Raw genomic sequence first — 16,414 nt, forward strand, 5'->3', positions numbered from 1 at the left:
CTTGGTCACTCCTTTCCCGTGTAGTAGTGCATGAAGAGGTCTTCCAGCGTGGGTGGCGTGCTTTGCAAAGCCACGATGTCGTGCTGCGCTAGTGTGGCCATAACGGCTTTTAGCTGGGCATCTTCTACCGCGAATTGCCATTCTTGAGGCTGGTGGCCAGTAGTTACGCCATGCACGCCTGCTAACGTTGTGACGTCAAAACTATCGCCTAACGTGACGGTGATCATGGTGCGCGTCAGGTGACGCATCTCGGCTAAACTACCGGTCTCAATAATTTGGCCTTCACGGATGATACCAATCCGATCACACATGCGTTCAACCTCTGACAGAATGTGACTGGATAAAAGGACGGCTTTGCCGCGCGCCTTTAAATCCAGAACGGCTTCTTGAAAGATTCGCTCGTTCAGGGGATCGAGACCAGAAGTGGGTTCGTCAAAGATGTAGAAATCTGCGTCCTGGGAAAAGGCCGCAATGAGCGCAACCTTTTGGCGGTTTCCCTTTGAATAGGTGCGGGCCTTCTTGGTGGGGTCGAGGCCGAAACGTTTAATGAGTTCGTCGGTTTTTTCGGAGTGGGCCGTCCCGTTCATCTTGAGCAGGAGGTCGATGATTTCACCACCAGTCAGATTTGGCCACAGGTAAACGTCGCCGGGAACGTAGGCCAGGCGCTGATGAATCTTGACGCTGTCGTGCCAAACGTTTTGACCGAAGATACTGGCACTTCCACCGCTGGCCCGGATGATTCCCAGTAGGACGCGAATTGTGGTGGATTTACCAGCGCCGTTGGGGCCAATAAAGCCGAAGACTTCGCCGGGGTGGACGTCAAACGTGATATCTTTTAGAGCCTGAAAATGGCCGAAACTTTTTTGTAAATGGGTGATTTGCAGTACAGGATTAGTTGTCATAAAAAATCCCCTCCTCGCAGTTTTTAAATCGCTATCATCGTAAGCCCGGGGGTACGCAAAGTCAATGAAAAAGTGAACTATTTTAACAAAATAGTTCACTAAAATTAAAAACGCTGGGTGAATGCGTTATGATAAAATAAACGAAGAGAGCTTAGCGAAGGTGGCGACGGAATATGGCGACAAATCGGGAAAGAAAGCAACGCCAACGCCAGAGTATTCTGGCCGCGGGAATGAAATTATTTATGCGGGATGGCTACAAGCCGACCCACATTAAAGCGGTGGCGGCCGAGGCGGGCGTTTCCCAAGTCACGTTGTACAAGTATTTTGATAGTAAGCTGGAGCTCGGACATCAGGTTGTCATCGATTTAATTAATCAGGGGTACGCGAGTTTTCAGGAAACTGTCGACAATCAGCAGATGTCTTTTACCGAAGTTGTTAAGTGGATGATGACGACTAAGGTCGCGATGAGTGACGGTCTGAACCCCGATTTTTACAGCTTTGTGATTGATGAAATGCAGGGTAATTTAGGAAGTCATGCAGTTAAGGACGCTTATGAAGCGGGTAAAAAGGAATTTTGGGGCGCCATGGTAGCTCGTGGTCGCGCCGCCGGAAGTATTAACCCGGCAATTTCCAATGAAGCCTTAATGCTATTTCTAGATATGTACGTCGACTTCTTTAGTCGCGCTAAAGTGGGACCAGCTGAGTATCAACACTTGGTTGATCAGTTGATGCATCTCTTTTTCTACGGGCTCGTTGGGGGCCCTGTGCCACCCAAGCCAGAACAGCCATCTTAGGAGGATCAAGCATGACAGTAGCAACAGTATTAACAGCAGTTCATGAATTTTCGCAAGCTAAAATGGGGGATGATGAAACGGGCCACGGGTTCGATCACATTCAGCGGGTGGTGGGGTTGGCCGACCGCTTAATTCAGTCATATCCCGAGGCTGACCGTGTGGTGACGGTGACTGCCGCCTACCTACATGACGTCATTGACGAAAAATTAGTAACGGACACTGAAGCAGCGAGTGCCGAGGTCGAGCAATTTCTAACGGCGCAAGGATTTTCCACCGCGCAAATTTCCACAATTTTTTTGATTATGGATAACATGTCTTATCACAAAACCTTGGATGGGACCGCTAAGCCGTTACCCTTGGAAGGTCAAATCGTGCAGGACGCTGATCGCTTAGACGCTATTGGGGCCATTGGTATTTCGCGGGCTATTTATTTTGGCGGTCACTTCGGTGAAAAGATTTATGATCCAGCGGTGAAGCCCAGAACGACCATGACTCACGCTGAATACCGCAATTTGGACAACGAAACCATCATCAATCATTTTTACGAAAAACTCCTTACATTGAAGGAGTTGATGAACACGGCGGCGGCAAAGCAGTTGGCTGAACACCGTCAGCAAGTTATGTTAGATTTTCTAGCTGAATACAAGGCAGAATGGAATGCGGAAGCTTAGGCGACCGTGTTTTTTGTTTTGGAACCGGTTTAAGTGAAATTAACCCATGCATTTTAATCAAAATGTGCGTATGATTGGTAGTAATGCTAATTTGAGAGAAGAGATTAAAATGCAAACAACGACTCAACCGGAGAAGGTGCCACGGGAGAACCTGGTTGCCATCTTTGCGATTGCACTAATGGCTTTCCTGGGGATATTAGTAGAAACGTCAATGAACGTGGCGTTCCCGGCCCTGATGAAACAGATGCACGTGTCCCTGAACACCGTGCAGTGGATCACCACCGGGTATTTACTAATGGTGGCGTTACTGATGATTACCTCGGCATTTTTAAAACAACGTTTTACGAATAAACAATTATTTGTGACTGCCGCGCTGGCGTTTATTTTAGGCGATTTAATTTGTGCGCTCGCAATTAATTTCCCCATTCTATTGCTGGGTCGTTTGATTCAAGCGGGATGTGCTGGCTTGGCCATTCCGCTGATGTTTAACATCGTGGTTGAAAGTGTTCCGCGGTCCCGACTTGGATTTTACATGGGAATGGCTGGTTTAATTTTGATGATTGCACCAGCTAGTGGGCCGACGTTTGGTGGTGTGATGGTTTATTTGGCCAACTGGCGGTTGATTTTTTGGTCAACGATGCCAGTGGAAATCATTCTCTTGTTACTCGGAATGGGGGCCATCAAACAGTACGCACCTACTCAAAAGATTCGGTTCAATTGGGGTCAATTTTTCTTGTTGGCCGTTGCTTTTGTGAGCTTTACGTTAGGCATTAATAGTCTGTCATCAGCTGGATTGGTGAGTTGGCAGTTTTTAGGTGGTATCTTACTGGCCGTGGTAGCGCTCCTGGGGTATATCAGGATTTCTAAACGCAGTGAGCGGCAGCTTTTGAAGTTAGAAATTTTTAAGAATCCGGTCTTCACGTACAGCTTTTTTGCCTACGTAATTCTGCAGTTCTGTAATATTGGAATCAACTTTGCGTTGCCGAATTACGCGCAAATCGTGGTGGGTGCTACTTCACTGATTGGGGGCATGATGCTCCTACCTGGGAGCCTGATTACAGCGATTTTGCAGCCATGGTTCGGCCATTTGCTTGACGAGCACGGTGCCCGGTTACCGATTTTACTGGGGAGTAGTTTATTCCTGATTGCCGCGTTGCTGTTTACCTTATTTGGTCAGGGACTTAGCGTGGTTATGATTGCCATTCTTTACATTATCTTCAGTATTGGTCGGTCGATGGCCTTCAGCAACACACTAACGAATGGTTTAAAGGAAGTCGACATGAGTCAGCGCGCAGATGCCAACGCCATTTATAATACCGGGCAACAGTTTGCCGGATCACTGGGGACCACGATTCTGGCGGCATTGATGTCATCGGTTAAGGTATCGGGCATGCCTTATGCGCATGAAACGGCGATTGGGAGCCAGTTGGCGTTTGGTCTGATCTTTATCCTCAGCGTGGTTAACTTTGGGTTCTACTTTATTGTGTTCCGGTATCAACGGACGGATAAGTAGTTAGGAAGTGGCATTGCTAAGTTTGCACTTCGGCGGCCAGAGATTTCGCCTGCTGTGGGGATGCTTCAGCTAAAGGGCGGAAACTCCGTGTCTTCAAAGTTGTTTGTGTTGTAAGTTGTTAACTTTCAGATGACCAATTCAAAAAGGGTGTGGGACCAACGTCTCACATCCTTTGTGTTCTGAACGTATATGGTTGAAACGTGCGTCAGAAGGCAGTCAACTCCGCTTAACCCCGATAGACAAACAATCCAAGACCGGGATTATTCGTCTATCGACGTTAATGCTCATTGACTAACCGCCTTCTGGCCCACTCTTGTTAATGAATCTTGCGAATCCGCCACAGATCAACGAGTCCCATCACCGATCCAAAGAAAATGGTTCGCCAAATTAGGCCGGTGAGGCTCGTCCATTTGAGCAATTCCCGTAGCGCACTTACCTTATCAGTCGTGGCGTCGGTGATGGCAAACAGAAAATAAGTGGCCATTCCATAGAGGATCCCGCTAACGATGGCTGCCCGTAAAACGAGCTTTAGCGCGCTAACCTTATCTGGAGCATCAACCGGATCCGGCGAGCGAATTTCTATGCTCCGACCAGCGAAACGCAAGTAGAACAGAAGATAGAAAATAAATATAATGTCAGCGTAAATGAAGACTAGCAGTGCCGTGGCCGGTTGGGCAATCCAAATGCTCACGACGACCGGGACTACCAATAAAAAACCAATACACATTAATAACGCATTGAAGATAATCTGGTGGAGGGCCTGACGTTGCTCAGCACTCAGGTCCCAGTCAATGCCGTAGAATCGTTTGATGAGGCGCTCACGAAAATCTCCTTGCTTTTGCATAGCATGAATTCCTCCCTTGAAACGACCCGTGAGTTGGGCGAACGAAGTCGCTGATTAGCCCTAGTCTGCGAGGTGACTGATTGCCAGTCAAGGCGGATCCCTTAGCTAGTTCGCTGACTGTTCGAGAAAATGTTTCATGTGAAACAGGTGGGCGGTCAGAGGTGGAGCCAGCTGTGTCGCAGGACCGCTTTTCAGACCGTAGGCGTTCCTCGCAGCAGGCGGAATCTCTGACAGCCGTAGGTGGATGGGTAAGACTAGTTTTAAATCTATAACGCCTTACTAGTCTTGGTTTGATAACGTTTTTCGAACTTTCAACTTTTAGTTAGTAACCAAGAAGCGGTATGACTGTTGTCATACCGCTTCTTATGAAGCAAGCTTAAATTTATCCGGTGGCTGCTAGTGATCCTTGATTTGCAAACCCAAGCGGACCAATAGATTAGTCAGGAAGGAAACCAATAGGGAATAGCCCAGAACCAGTGCCAACAAGGTAATCGCTGCCGCAACGACCTTTAAAAAGCCGTCTGCTAGATTCAACATGGTAAGAATCACGGTTACGGACGTGATGATGCCCACGAAGCCAATCAGCCCGATACGGGAGTTGGCAAAGTCTGCTGCACTGAGGTCGAACCCACCAATACTAATGTTGAGTGACAGTAAAATCATAATTGTCCAACGAATGAACGGGTGGGTGTCACCGCCCAATACCTGCGAGAAGCCTTGCCAATTCAGGTTGAAAGGGTCGGCTACTAACACTAACATGCCGTTAAAAATGCTGGGAATCAATAGCGCCGTCAAGCCTAACAATACCGCAGCACAGCCGAAAATTGGGGCAATGCCAATGAACAGATTACCGATGGTTTGGTACCAATTGCGTTGATTCCAGGTGTGATTGACGTAGCCTAATGCTAAGTCGGGCTGCCCATCGGCACGAACCCGATCTGGATGGGGGCGCTTTAATAAACGAACCCGATCGATGCGGTGACCAAACAGGATGGCCGTTAGCAGGTGACTGAGTTCGTGGAAGAAGATCCCAATGAATCCCAGGTAGAGCTCGCTGTTTACGCCGAAGCCGTTGGCTAAGAATTTTTTCGTATCGCGGTTGAGGTAGGTGAGTAACGTGACGAAGATGAAGGGAATCACTAGAAGGTTTAGGCCCACGATGCCGAGATTTTTAAAAATCACGGTTAGATCCGTATTCATTCCCTTACTCCAGCAAGTCGGTGAACGTGCCATGAACCAGGGTTGCTAGTTCTGTGACATCGAGTTCCACCGACCGGCCAATCTGACCAGAGGAAACTAGAATTTGTCCCTGAGTTTGCGCCGTGTTGTCAAAGTAGATGGGGAAATGGTTCTTTTCCCAAATTCCAACGGGCGTGTTGGCACCGTGTTCGTAGCCGGTAGTCTTAACCAAATCTTTTAAAGGCACCATGTCGACTTTTTTGTTACCGGAAGCTTTGGCCAGCTTCTTTTCGTCGAGGTGTTCATCAATTGGTAAAACGCCAACTACGGGACCGGTGGTGGGACCACTCAGGACCAAAGTTTTGTAAATATGGTGTTCATCAACGTTATCATGATCAACGTCTAACTGCGCCACGTCCCCCTTGGTGTGGGTCGCGAATTCAAACTGCTTGTAAGTGATCTTATTCTTATCTAATATCTGTTCGACAAGTGTCTTATGGAGACGCTTGCCCTTTTTCTTTTTAGCCATGGGACTCACCTTTCAAAAGTAATCTTTATAATTGGACCGCACTTTAAAAATAAATGGAACGGTTGTTTTTGAAGAAAAGAAGACACCGCCACTAAAACCTGTTATACTCTAACACAGAGAATTGTCTAGTTGAAGAGTTTATGAGGAGATATCATGGCAGATTTAGTCTATCGACAAGTAATGCGCGACTTGAAGCAACGCATTCATCAAAATGAATTTCCCAACAAACGGCTCCCGGATGAACGGAGTCTGAGCGAGGCCTATGGGGTCAGCCGCAGCTCCGTTAAGCGGGCCCTAAGCGTTTTGGCCAACCAGGGGATCATCTTTAAGAAGCGGGGATCAGGAACCTTCATTAACCCATTATATATGAAAAACCAATCGATTTTTCAATATGAGGGGTCTAATTTAGGAATTACTGACAGTATGAAGTCAGCGGGAAACACGCCAGGGATTCGGTTATTAAAATTTGACGTGGTGCCTGCTAGTAAGGAAATCCAACAAGATTTATTTTTGGATGCTGGGGACTTTGTCTACGAAATCAAACGACTGCGGTTATTTGATGACAAACCCTTTATGATTGAAACGGGCTACATTCCTATCAAAATTGCCCCTAATCTATCCCAGAAAACGGTGGGGGACTCCATCTTTAACTACCTTGAAAGCCAGGGTAAGGTGGTTACCAAGTCCTTCATGTCGATTCAAGCCCAGCCCTCAACGGCGGAAGATCAAGAACTCCTGAATCTGAAGCCGGTGGAACCTGTTGGTATTATGGAGGGTGTGTTCTTCCTGGATGATGGCACGCCGTTTGAATTTTCTAACATGCGGTTGCATTACCAGTATTTGAACTATAACACCTTTGTTTCACTAGAAGAAGAATAAAGCGGCCGTAAGACTGTGAAAGTGGTTCGTCAGCGAAACAGGTTGCTGACCCAGGCGCGTTATCAGTATGAATAGAAGTTACCTAAATGGGAGAGCCAGTCTGTGCTCTGCCATTTTTTTGTGGGCCAATCGCTGTGGTCCGTGTTTTTATAAATTGATACGGCCCAATTTTCTAAAAGGTTGACTTTTTTAAAAAAGAAGCTATGATAGAGGCTGTAAAAAACATCCCGGTATTCAATACGAGATAAATTTTACACATTTTCTATCAACTAGATTATGCAGTTACGAATTCAAAGAAGGAGTGTTAATTACATGGCAAATACAGACTTCGACTCCAAGGCATACTTGGAAGGCGTAGACAAGTACTGGCGTGCAGCGAACTACCTGTCAGTCGGTCAATTATTTTTGCGTGACAACCCATTATTGAAGCGTGACTTAACCTCTGATGATGTAAAGATTAAGCCAATTGGTCACTGGGGAACGATCGTTTCTCAAAACTTTATTTATGCTCACTTAAACCGGGCAATCTTAAAGTACAACTTGAACATGTTCTATATTGAAGGTTCAGGTCATGGTGGCCAAGTTATGGTTTCTAACTCATATCTTGATGGAAGCTACAGTGAAATTTATCCAAACATTTCCCAAGATGAAGAAGGCTTGGAGCGCTTATTCAAGCAGTTCTCCTTCCCAGGTGGTGTTGCATCCCATGCCGCACCTGAAACACCAGGTTCTATCCATGAAGGTGGGGAACTTGGTTACAGTCTTTCCCATGGGACTGGTGCTATCTTAGATAACCCAGACGTCATTGCCGCAGTTGAAATTGGTGATGGGGAATCTGAAACTGGCCCATTGGCCGCTTCATGGTTCTCAGACAAGTTCATCAACCCAATCAAAGACGGTGCTGTTTTACCAATCATTAACATGAACGGGTTCAAGATTTCTAACCCAACTATCCTGTCACGGATGTCTGACGAAGACTTAACGAAGTACTTCGAAGGAATGGGCTGGGATCCTCACTTTGTTGAAATTGACGAAAATGAAAAGGACTTCACGCGGGTTCATGAAGACATGGCTAAGACGATGGACGAAGTTATTCCTGAAATCAAGTCTATCCAAAAGCATGCTCGTGAAAACAACGATGATTCATTACCTAACTGGCCAATGATTATCTTCCGTTCACCAAAGGGCTGGACTGGTCCTAAGGCTGACTTGGATGGTAACCCAATTGAAGGCTCATTCCGTGCGCACCAAGTGCCAATTCCTGTTGCCGCTGGCGATATGGAACACGCTGACATGTTGGTCAACTGGATGAAGTCTTACAAGCCAGAAGAATTGTTTAACGAAGATGGTTCCGTTAAGGAAGAAGTTCGTGACATGGCCCCTAAGGGCGATCAACGAATGGCCATGAACCCTATCACTAATGGTGGGATCAAGCCAGAACCATTGAAGTTGCCAGACTACAAGAAGTACGCTTTGGACATCCCAGAACACGGGAAGACTATTGCGCAAGATATGTTAGTTTGGTCTGACTACCTGGCTGACGTCATGAAGTTGAACCCAGAAAGCTTCCGGGCTTTTGGTCCTGACGAATCTAAGTCTAACCGTCTTTACAGCATGTTGGACTATGGTAAGCGTCAATGGATGGAAAACATCAAGGAACCAAATGATGAAAACATGGCTCACGAAGGTCGGGTCATTGACTCACAACTTTCCGAACACCAAGCTGAAGGTTGGTTGGAAGGTTACGTTCTGACTGGTCGTCATGGTTTCTTCGCCACCTACGAATCATTTGGGCGGGTTGTTGATTCCATGTTGACGCAACACATGAAGTGGTTGCGTAAGGCTACGGAACAAGACTGGCGTCATGATTATCCATCATTGAACTTCGTGGATACCTCAACTGTCTTCCAGCAAGACCACAACGGGTACACTCACCAAGATCCTGGTATGTTGACCCACTTGGCTGAAAAGAAGCCAGAATTCATTCGTGAATACTTGCCAGCTGATGCTAACACCTTGTTAGCTGTTGGTGACGTGGCCTTCTCTAGCCGTCAAAAGATCAACTTGATCGTGACGTCTAAGCACCCACGTCCACAATGGTTCTCCATTGATGAAGCCACTAACCTGGTTCACAATGGGTTGGGCTACGTTGACTGGGCTTCTACTGACCAAGGTCAAGAACCTGATATCGTCTTTGCCGCAGCTGGTACTGAACCAACTTGGGAATCATTAGCCGCAATTTCATTATTGCATGACGAATTCCCTGAAATGAAGATTCGCTTCATCAACGTTGTTGATCTCCTGAAGCTTCGTTCACCTAAGTTGGACCCTCGTGGGATTTCCGATGATGAATTCGACCGCCTGTTTACGACAGACAAGCCTGTCATCTTCGCCTTCCACGGCTACGAAGACCTGGTTAAGGATCTCTTCTTTGACCGGACGAACCACAACCTTTACGTTCATGGTTACCGTGAAAATGGTGATATCACCACGCCATTTGATATGCGTGTCCTGAACCACTTGGACCGTTTCCACTTGGCTAAGGAAGCCGTTAACGCCATTGATTCATACGCTATCAAGGGTGCTTACTTCACCCAGCGGATGGACGACATGGTTGCTAAGCACAATGCTTACATCCGTGAGGTTGGGACTGATTTGCCAGAGGTCAACGACTGGCAATGGAAGCCACTTAAGTAATCTACGGATTACGGCGGCTTAAAAACCAAACTTAAATGAGACGCGCAAGAATCGCTCGAAGGGGCTGTTCTTGCGCGTCTTTTGTTGTCACTGGGTCAACCGGTAGTCAGGGACTACGTCTGCTGTGGGGACCGCCTGCGGCCAAAGAGCGGTCCTCCGGCTCGACTTGAAGCCCTGTTCAGAGTGCGAACAGAGCTTCAAGCTCGTCCCACGCTGTAGGCTGGCTTAAAAAACGCCAGCCAACACCGTCGACACAGCTGACTCAGTCCCTGACCACCGGTGACAATGTTGGTTTCGGGCGGCAGGGTTAATGGATCTTTTAGCGTTGTCTATTTTTAGTGGTACCGTACAAAATATTGACGATTACTGAGACTACACAGGTGATGATAGATCGCGCTGGAACGGCAATCTCAGGAATGGTTCCTAGCGAAAAATCTACCGGTAACTTATTAAAGAGTTGTCGGTAGATTTTTGTTATCAATTTTTTGAAGATAGTGGATGTTGCGGTTAGGTGGTTAGAGGTAGTTTGTCCAGAAAGCCCAGTGTAGCCGGAGAACGTCAGGGGTGCCACCGGCTGTGTCGGTGGCGTTAACTCGGTGGTTTTCCGAGTCTACGCCACGGGACGAGCTTTCAGACTTGGTGAACTGCCAAGGCTGAAAGTCGAGGGCCAAGACCGACCTGCGGCTTGGCCCGGTCCCCACAGCGGGTGACACCCCTGACGATTGGAGGCGGAAACGGTCATTTAAACCACGTCAAACCCAGCTTCCGCTAAAATTTGATTGACGTTGGCGGTCTGGTCGTTAGCGATGTGGAGTTCAATGACCCGTTTCTGGTTTTCACGGACCACCATTAACGTTTGAATGCTGAGGTCGTGGTCGGCTAAGACCTGACCGACCTTGAAGATGACTCCCGTGTGGTCGTGCGCCACGCGAATGCGGCTGACGATACCGGGTTCGCCGTAACCAGAAATGTTAAGGAAGGCGTCCAAAATATCGTTATTGGTAATGATGCCAACGATGCGGTCATTCGCCATTACTGGCAGAACGCTGATCTTATGCGCCCGCATTTGGTAAATGGCATCTTCTAGCTGGGCACTAGCTGGGATGGTTTGGACGTCCTTTTCCATGATACTGGCAACGGTGGTCTTGGTTAGTAGGTAGTTGGTCTCGTAAACGGAAAGACTAGTCGCCTGAGAAGGTAGTGCTCGTGAAATGATCCCCTGAGTAATTAGGCCGACCATGGTTTCTCCGTCCATGACGGGAAGTCGGTGAATCTGATTTTGTTTCATTAATTCAACTGCGCCGCTGACGGTCGTTTGGGGACGGACGACGACTAATTGTTGGGTCATGTAATCTGCTACGCTCATGATTAACCTCCTAAGTAAGCCTTTTGGACAGCGGGATTGGTGAGAAGTTCCTGACCAGTTCCGTGGAGTTTCACTTCACCAGCGGCTAAAACATAGCCGCGGTTGGCGATGGATAGGGCTTTTTTGGCATTCTGTTCAATCAGTAAAACGGTAGTGCCGGCTTGATTGATAGCCTGAATAATCTCAAAAATTTCGTTAATAAATAGTGGGGCCAGGCCCATGGAAGGCTCATCTAGCAACATCAGTTTGGGCTGCGCCATCAATGCCCGACCCATGGCGAGCATCTGCTGTTCTCCACCGGAAAGGGTGGCGGCGTCTTGATTAAGGCGCTGTTTAAGCACGGGAAAGTATTGGTAGACGTCTTCATAGGATTGGTTGAGGTGGGCGCGATCTTTCCTGAGAAAAGCGCCCATTTGGAGATTTTCCTGAACGGAAAGACCTGGAAAAATATGGCGCCCCTCTGGAACCTGAGAAATGCCAGCCTGGACAATTTTGGGAGCAGCGGTCTTTTGAATCGGGTGGTTGAGGTAGGTGATTTCGCCACTAGCTGGCCGCATGATACCTGAAATGGTGTGAAGAATCGTTGATTTACCAGCACCGTTAGCGCCAATCAGGGTCACGATTTCACCCCGTTGGATGTTGAAGCTGACTTTTTTAACGGCTTGAATGGCCCCGTAGTTGACGACGAGATCTTTGACGTTGAGCATTAAGCTTCACCTCCCAAGTAAGCTTTGATGACGGCGGGATTTTGTTGGATTTCACTGGGGGTTCCTTCGGCCAATAAAGCCCCGTGTTCCAGAACGTAGAGGCGTTCCACCACGCTCATAACCAGTGACATATCGTGTTCAATCAAGACGATGGTGATGTGAAAATCATGTTGAATCTGACGAATCAATCGGGTCAAATCCGCCGTTTCCTCGGGATTCATACCAGCGGCTGGCTCATCTAAGAAGAGGAGTCTGGGCTTGGTCGCAAGCGCCCGGACGATTTCCAGGCGCCGTTGAATCCCATAGGGGAGGTTTTTGGCGGGTTGGTCGGCGACCTCCGTGAGGTCAAAGATTGCCAGTAACTTCTGTGCGGCGGTGGTCATGTCAGCCTCCGTGCGGTAGAACTTGGGCGTACGGAAGATACTGGTGAAGAAGCCCTCCCGATAGTGGTTTGTCATAGCGATACGAACATTATCAAGCACAGTAAGTTCTTTGAAGAGACGAATATTTTGAAAGGTTCGCGAGATACCAGCTTGGGCAATTTCCGCAGGCTTTTTACCGTTGAGGGACTGAACCCCTCGATCTGTGTAAAGGCTAATCGCACCCGAGGTGACTGGTGTGACGCCGGTTAAGAGGTTAAATAACGTGGTCTTGCCGGCGCCATTGGGGCCAATCAGTCCAATCAATTCGTTTTGATCAAAGTGGACGGACACGTTGGCCACGGCGGTCAATCCGCCGAAGCTTTTGACGATTTGTTGTGCAGTTAATAGGGGACTACTCATGGGCGGACTGCTCCTTTCGTTGGCGTGATCCGAGACGTTTGAACGAGAACTCCCACGTCCCGAGCAGGCCAGATGGCTTAAAGATCATGATGAGAATCAGGGCTAGCGAGTAAATAATCATGCGCAGGGTCCCAAAATTCTGTAGGACGGTATCCAGCGTTCCCAAAACAATGGCGGCGATGAAGGTCCCGGTGATACTCCCAACACCACCTAGAACGACGATAATTAGGATGGCAATTGAGGCCATGATGTTGAAATCTCCGGGGGCAATGGTTTGGATGTAGGCGGCGTGGAGGGAGCCCCCAATGGCCGCGGTGCTAGCGCCGAAAATAAAAGCTGCTAACTTCCAACGGGTCGTGTTGATTCCCATAGATTCAGCCGCAATCTCATCTTCACGAACGGACATGACGGCTCGGCCGCTGCGACTGTGGATGAAGTTGACGGTCACGATGGTCGTTACACACATGAAGACGTAGACGGTGACCCAGGTCACCAATGGTGGGATGTTGAAGAGTCCCGCGGCCCCGTTGGTAATCTTGAGGTTGTTGATTAGAATCCGAATAATTTCGGCGGCCCCCATCGTGGCAATGGCCAGGTAGTCTCCACGTAGTCGCAGGGTGGGGATGCCAACAATCAGGGCGGCGACAATGGCGATGCCGATGCCGACCACCACGGATAGGTAGAAGCCGATGGGAGTGACTAGCGTTTGCGTGATGATCCCGGTAGCGTAGGCGCCGATGGCCATGAATCCGGCGTGTCCCAGTGAAAATTGACCAGAGAAACCAATGATTAGGTTCAGCCCCGTGGCCAGGATGATGTTGATGCCGATGGTAACGAGCATGTTTTCAATGAAGGTGTTGATAATGCCGAGAAATTCACAGGCGTCGATCACAAAGAAGCCGAGCACCATCACGCCTAGCCAGGCGGCATTGTATTTCAGATTGGCTTTCATTTATGACTCACCTACACTTTCTCTTTGGTCTTCTTGCCGAAAATACCAGCAGGTAGGACCAGCAGAATCACGATTAGGACGAAATAGACGACGGCATCTTTGTATGCTGAGAGACCCACGGCTTGGACGGCTGTTTCCAGCAGACCAATCAGAAAACCGCCGAGGGAAGCTCCGGGGATGGAACCAATCCCGCCAATGACGGCGGCGACAAAGGCCTTGATCCCGGGGGTCATGCCCATCAACGGGTCAATTGAGTTGTAATACAGGCCAATCAGCACACCCGCAGCCCCTGCCATAGCGGAACCTAAGGCAAAGGTGAAGGAGATGGTGTGGTTGATGTTGATTCCGACTAATTGGGCTGCTTCGGGGTCCACGGAAACGGCTCGCATGGCTTTACCCATCTTGGTCCGTTTGATGATTAACTCCAGTAGGAGCATCAGGAGACAGGCGGTCCCCAGAATCAGCAACTGAATATTGGAAATCCGAATGCCGCCAATGTGGTAGGTCACGGTCTGAATCGCCTGTGGGAAGTTTCGGGTGTTGGCAGTAAAGAAGTAAGTCATCCCATTTTCAAGGAGAAACGAGACCCCGATCGCCGTAATCAATGCCGTGATACGGGGGGATTTGCGGAGAGGCCGATAGGCAAAATACTCAATGATGACGCCAACTAGGCCGCAGAAGAGCATGGCTGACAGCATGGCGAAGAGAAAGTTGAAGTGGAGCTGGTTGATGACAAAGTAGCCCCAAAAAGCGCCAAGCATATAAATGTCACCGTGGGCAAAGTTGATCAGCTTAATGATGCCGTACACCATGGTGTAGCCCAATGCGAGTAGCGCGTAAATACTACCGAGCGAGAGCCCATTGATTAATTGTTGTCCGATTGTTTGCATGTAATCACTCCAAGTCTATTTCACGTTGTACGTACGCTGAACCTCACCCTTAGTCAATTGTTCAACGATCATGGACTTCTCAGGGTTGTGGTGTTGGTTCATGGTGATGGTCCCGGTGACACCCTTGAAGTTCTTCAGCTTAGCCAATCCATCCGTGATTTTAACGGAGTTAGCGGAGCCTTCATTTTCAATGGCGGCCTTGACCATGTAGACGGAATCGTATGCCAAAGCAGAGAAGGTTGGCGCCGTAGTGTGATACTTCGCCTTGAAGTCCTTCAGGAAGCCAGCAGCAACGGCGTTCGTGTCACCAGATTTCGTAGAGAACGGTGTGGTGTAGTAGACTTGGTTGGCGCTGGCCTTACCAGCAATTTTAGTCAGCTTTGCGTCGGCCATGCCGTCACTGCCGACGATGGGAACGTTGATGCCAGCTTGTCGGGCTTGCTTGATGATCAAGCCCAGTTCTGAGTAGTAGCCGGGAGCGTAGATGGCGTCAATCTTTTTGTGTTTGAGGGCGGTTAAGATGGCGTTGAAATCCTTGTCGCCTTCCTGGAAAGTCTGGCTACTAGCGATGGAACCCGTGTAGGTCTGTTTAAAGGCCTTGGTCAGTCCGGTTCCGTAGTCACTAGAGTTATCGGTGAGGACGGCGACCCGTTTAGCTTTCAGTGTATTCGTCATAAATTTGGCTGCCGAGGAACCTTGGAAATTGTTTTGGAAGCAGGCGCGGAAGATATACTTTTGCACGTCGCCGTTTTTTTGCAGTGTGTAGTCAGGATCGGTAGCGGAGGGGCTGACGGAAGGGACAGCAGCCTTGGTCATGTTGGGGATAGAAGCTGTCCCAGCGTTGGTGGCAGCTGGTCCGACTACGGCAACCACCTTGTCATTATTGACCAACTGGGCGGCAACGGAAGCAGCGGTGGTGTTGGAAGTCTTGTTATCACGAATGACCAGTTGAATTTTCTTTTTGGATTTACCAACCTTAATTCCACCGGATCGATTAATTTTGTTAACGGCTAATTGGATACCTTGTTTCTGTTGTTGACCGTAACCGGCAGCGGACCCAGAAAGCTCCATGTTGACCCCGATTTTAACGGTCTTGCCGGGATTATTACCCTGGCTGCCATTATTCTTAGCGGTGCTACAGCCGGCCATAGCGACGGCGGCGATGGAGAGTGCTGCGATTCTAATTGTCATTTTTTGCCATGTGTTCATATGTAATTCCTACTTTCTGGATTTTATTTGGTGACCAACTAAACTGGTTGATTTCCTCCCTTGGCTAATAAAAAGGCCTCATCCACGGAATGGATGAGGCCTAAGTACGTGTACTCAGCCCGCCATCCACGCAATGGGAAAGAAGGGCTCAGTACTTGAATTTGAGTGTTACCTCAAGGTCAAGTGACCGGGTCCTTCTTCGTTAATAATAAGGCTGCGTTTTGAACGGCAGGGGCGGCTGCCATGTTGGTTGTCTTTAGAGTTGTCATCATGATAGAATCCCTGCCTTTCAAAAGTTTTTTTGCTGTTTTTGCATTAGTTGATGTGTCCTACAATAATTAAAACTAAATGAGATGTCAATAGATGATCTCATTTTTAATTTGAACATCATCGTAAACCCCTTGGTATATAAGGCTTTTGGCGATTTAAAAAATAAGAGAATGACTAAAGGAACACTGGCACCGACGGTTGGAATTGACCAACTTGGTGCATTACCAAGT

The 16,414-nt window shown here is 48.3% G+C and carries 15 protein-coding genes; 5 read left to right on the plus strand and 10 right to left on the minus strand.

Translation table 11 applies throughout. The annotated features are described in order from the left end of the window. Positions 1 to 5: 5 nt before the first annotated feature. Complete coding sequence (locus AB3Y94_RS08910) at positions 6 to 902, minus strand: ATP-binding cassette domain-containing protein (protein ID WP_367295907.1); 897 nt, start codon at positions 900 to 902, stop codon at positions 6 to 8. 173 nt (positions 903 to 1,075) lie between these two features. On the opposite strand from AB3Y94_RS08910, the gene AB3Y94_RS08915 reads away from it, so the two are divergent. The 3 genes from AB3Y94_RS08915 (at position 1,076) to AB3Y94_RS08925 (ending at position 3,880) form a co-directional block, all read left to right on the plus strand. Beyond that, positions 1,076 to 1,696 carry a TetR/AcrR family transcriptional regulator gene (locus AB3Y94_RS08915; protein WP_367295908.1) on the plus strand — a complete coding sequence of 207 codons (621 nt, stop codon included), beginning with the start codon at positions 1,076 to 1,078 and terminating at the stop codon, positions 1,694 to 1,696. An 11-nt stretch (positions 1,697 to 1,707) separates the two neighbouring features. After that, the gene (locus tag AB3Y94_RS08920; protein ID WP_367295909.1) at positions 1,708 to 2,367 is read left to right on the plus strand and encodes an HD domain-containing protein; all 660 of its coding nucleotides are present in this window, start codon (positions 1,708 to 1,710) and stop codon (positions 2,365 to 2,367) included. A gap of 109 nt (positions 2,368 to 2,476) precedes the next feature. Then, positions 2,477 to 3,880: an MFS transporter gene (locus AB3Y94_RS08925; protein ID WP_367295910.1), complete on the plus strand. Its 1,404-nt coding sequence runs from the start codon at positions 2,477 to 2,479 to the stop codon at positions 3,878 to 3,880. 316 nt (positions 3,881 to 4,196) lie between these two features. On the opposite strand, the gene AB3Y94_RS08930 is transcribed toward AB3Y94_RS08925, so the two are convergent. From AB3Y94_RS08930 to AB3Y94_RS08940, 3 genes are all read right to left on the minus strand, one after another. Continuing rightward, positions 4,197 to 4,724, minus strand: coding sequence for a DUF3278 domain-containing protein (locus AB3Y94_RS08930; protein ID WP_367295911.1), 528 nt, complete (start codon positions 4,722 to 4,724; stop codon positions 4,197 to 4,199). A gap of 396 nt (positions 4,725 to 5,120) precedes the next feature. Beyond that, complete coding sequence (locus tag AB3Y94_RS08935; protein WP_367295912.1) at positions 5,121 to 5,924, minus strand: hypothetical protein; 804 nt, start codon at positions 5,922 to 5,924, stop codon at positions 5,121 to 5,123. 4 nt (positions 5,925 to 5,928) lie between these two features. Continuing rightward, a complete protein-coding gene (locus tag AB3Y94_RS08940; RefSeq protein ID WP_367295913.1) occupies positions 5,929 to 6,432 on the minus strand; it encodes an aminoacyl-tRNA deacylase in 504 nt (167 codons plus the stop codon). A 153-nt stretch (positions 6,433 to 6,585) separates the two neighbouring features. On the opposite strand from AB3Y94_RS08940, the gene AB3Y94_RS08945 reads away from it, so the two are divergent. Together AB3Y94_RS08945 and AB3Y94_RS08950 are read left to right on the plus strand one after the other, a co-directional pair. Next, positions 6,586 to 7,311: a GntR family transcriptional regulator gene (locus tag AB3Y94_RS08945; RefSeq protein WP_125682425.1), complete on the plus strand. Its 726-nt coding sequence runs from the start codon at positions 6,586 to 6,588 to the stop codon at positions 7,309 to 7,311. Positions 7,312 to 7,623: 312 nt separating this feature from the next. Next, positions 7,624 to 10,008, plus strand: coding sequence for a phosphoketolase (locus tag AB3Y94_RS08950; protein WP_367295914.1), 2,385 nt, complete (start codon positions 7,624 to 7,626; stop codon positions 10,006 to 10,008). Between the two features lie 742 nt (positions 10,009 to 10,750). On the opposite strand, the gene AB3Y94_RS08955 is transcribed toward AB3Y94_RS08950, so the two are convergent. From AB3Y94_RS08955 to AB3Y94_RS08980, 6 genes are read right to left on the minus strand one after another with little or no spacing between them, the layout of a single operon-like run. Continuing rightward, the gene (locus AB3Y94_RS08955) at positions 10,751 to 11,374 is read right to left on the minus strand and encodes a CBS domain-containing protein (RefSeq protein ID WP_367295915.1); all 624 of its coding nucleotides are present in this window, start codon (positions 11,372 to 11,374) and stop codon (positions 10,751 to 10,753) included. A gap of 2 nt (positions 11,375 to 11,376) precedes the next feature. Continuing rightward, entirely contained in the window at positions 11,377 to 12,081 is a 705-nt protein-coding gene (locus tag AB3Y94_RS08960) for an ABC transporter ATP-binding protein (protein WP_367295916.1), read from the minus strand. Beyond that, entirely contained in the window at positions 12,081 to 12,863 is a 783-nt protein-coding gene (locus AB3Y94_RS08965; RefSeq protein WP_367295917.1) for an ABC transporter ATP-binding protein, read from the minus strand. The genes AB3Y94_RS08960 and AB3Y94_RS08965 overlap by 1 nt, the downstream gene beginning before the upstream one ends. Next, complete coding sequence (locus tag AB3Y94_RS08970; RefSeq protein WP_367295918.1) at positions 12,856 to 13,815, minus strand: branched-chain amino acid ABC transporter permease; 960 nt, start codon at positions 13,813 to 13,815, stop codon at positions 12,856 to 12,858. The genes AB3Y94_RS08965 and AB3Y94_RS08970 overlap by 8 nt, the downstream gene beginning before the upstream one ends. 11 nt (positions 13,816 to 13,826) lie before the next feature. Then, a complete protein-coding gene (locus tag AB3Y94_RS08975) occupies positions 13,827 to 14,705 on the minus strand; it encodes a branched-chain amino acid ABC transporter permease (protein WP_367295919.1) in 879 nt (292 codons plus the stop codon). Positions 14,706 to 14,720: 15 nt separating this feature from the next. Beyond that, positions 14,721 to 15,914: an ABC transporter substrate-binding protein gene (locus AB3Y94_RS08980; protein ID WP_367295920.1), complete on the minus strand. Its 1,194-nt coding sequence runs from the start codon at positions 15,912 to 15,914 to the stop codon at positions 14,721 to 14,723. Between the last annotated feature and the right edge of the window lie 500 nt (positions 15,915 to 16,414).

Origin of the sequence: Levilactobacillus yonginensis (genome assembly GCF_964065165.1) — a bacterium.
In the GTDB taxonomy this organism is placed as follows: domain Bacteria; phylum Bacillota; class Bacilli; order Lactobacillales; family Lactobacillaceae; genus Levilactobacillus; species Levilactobacillus yonginensis_A.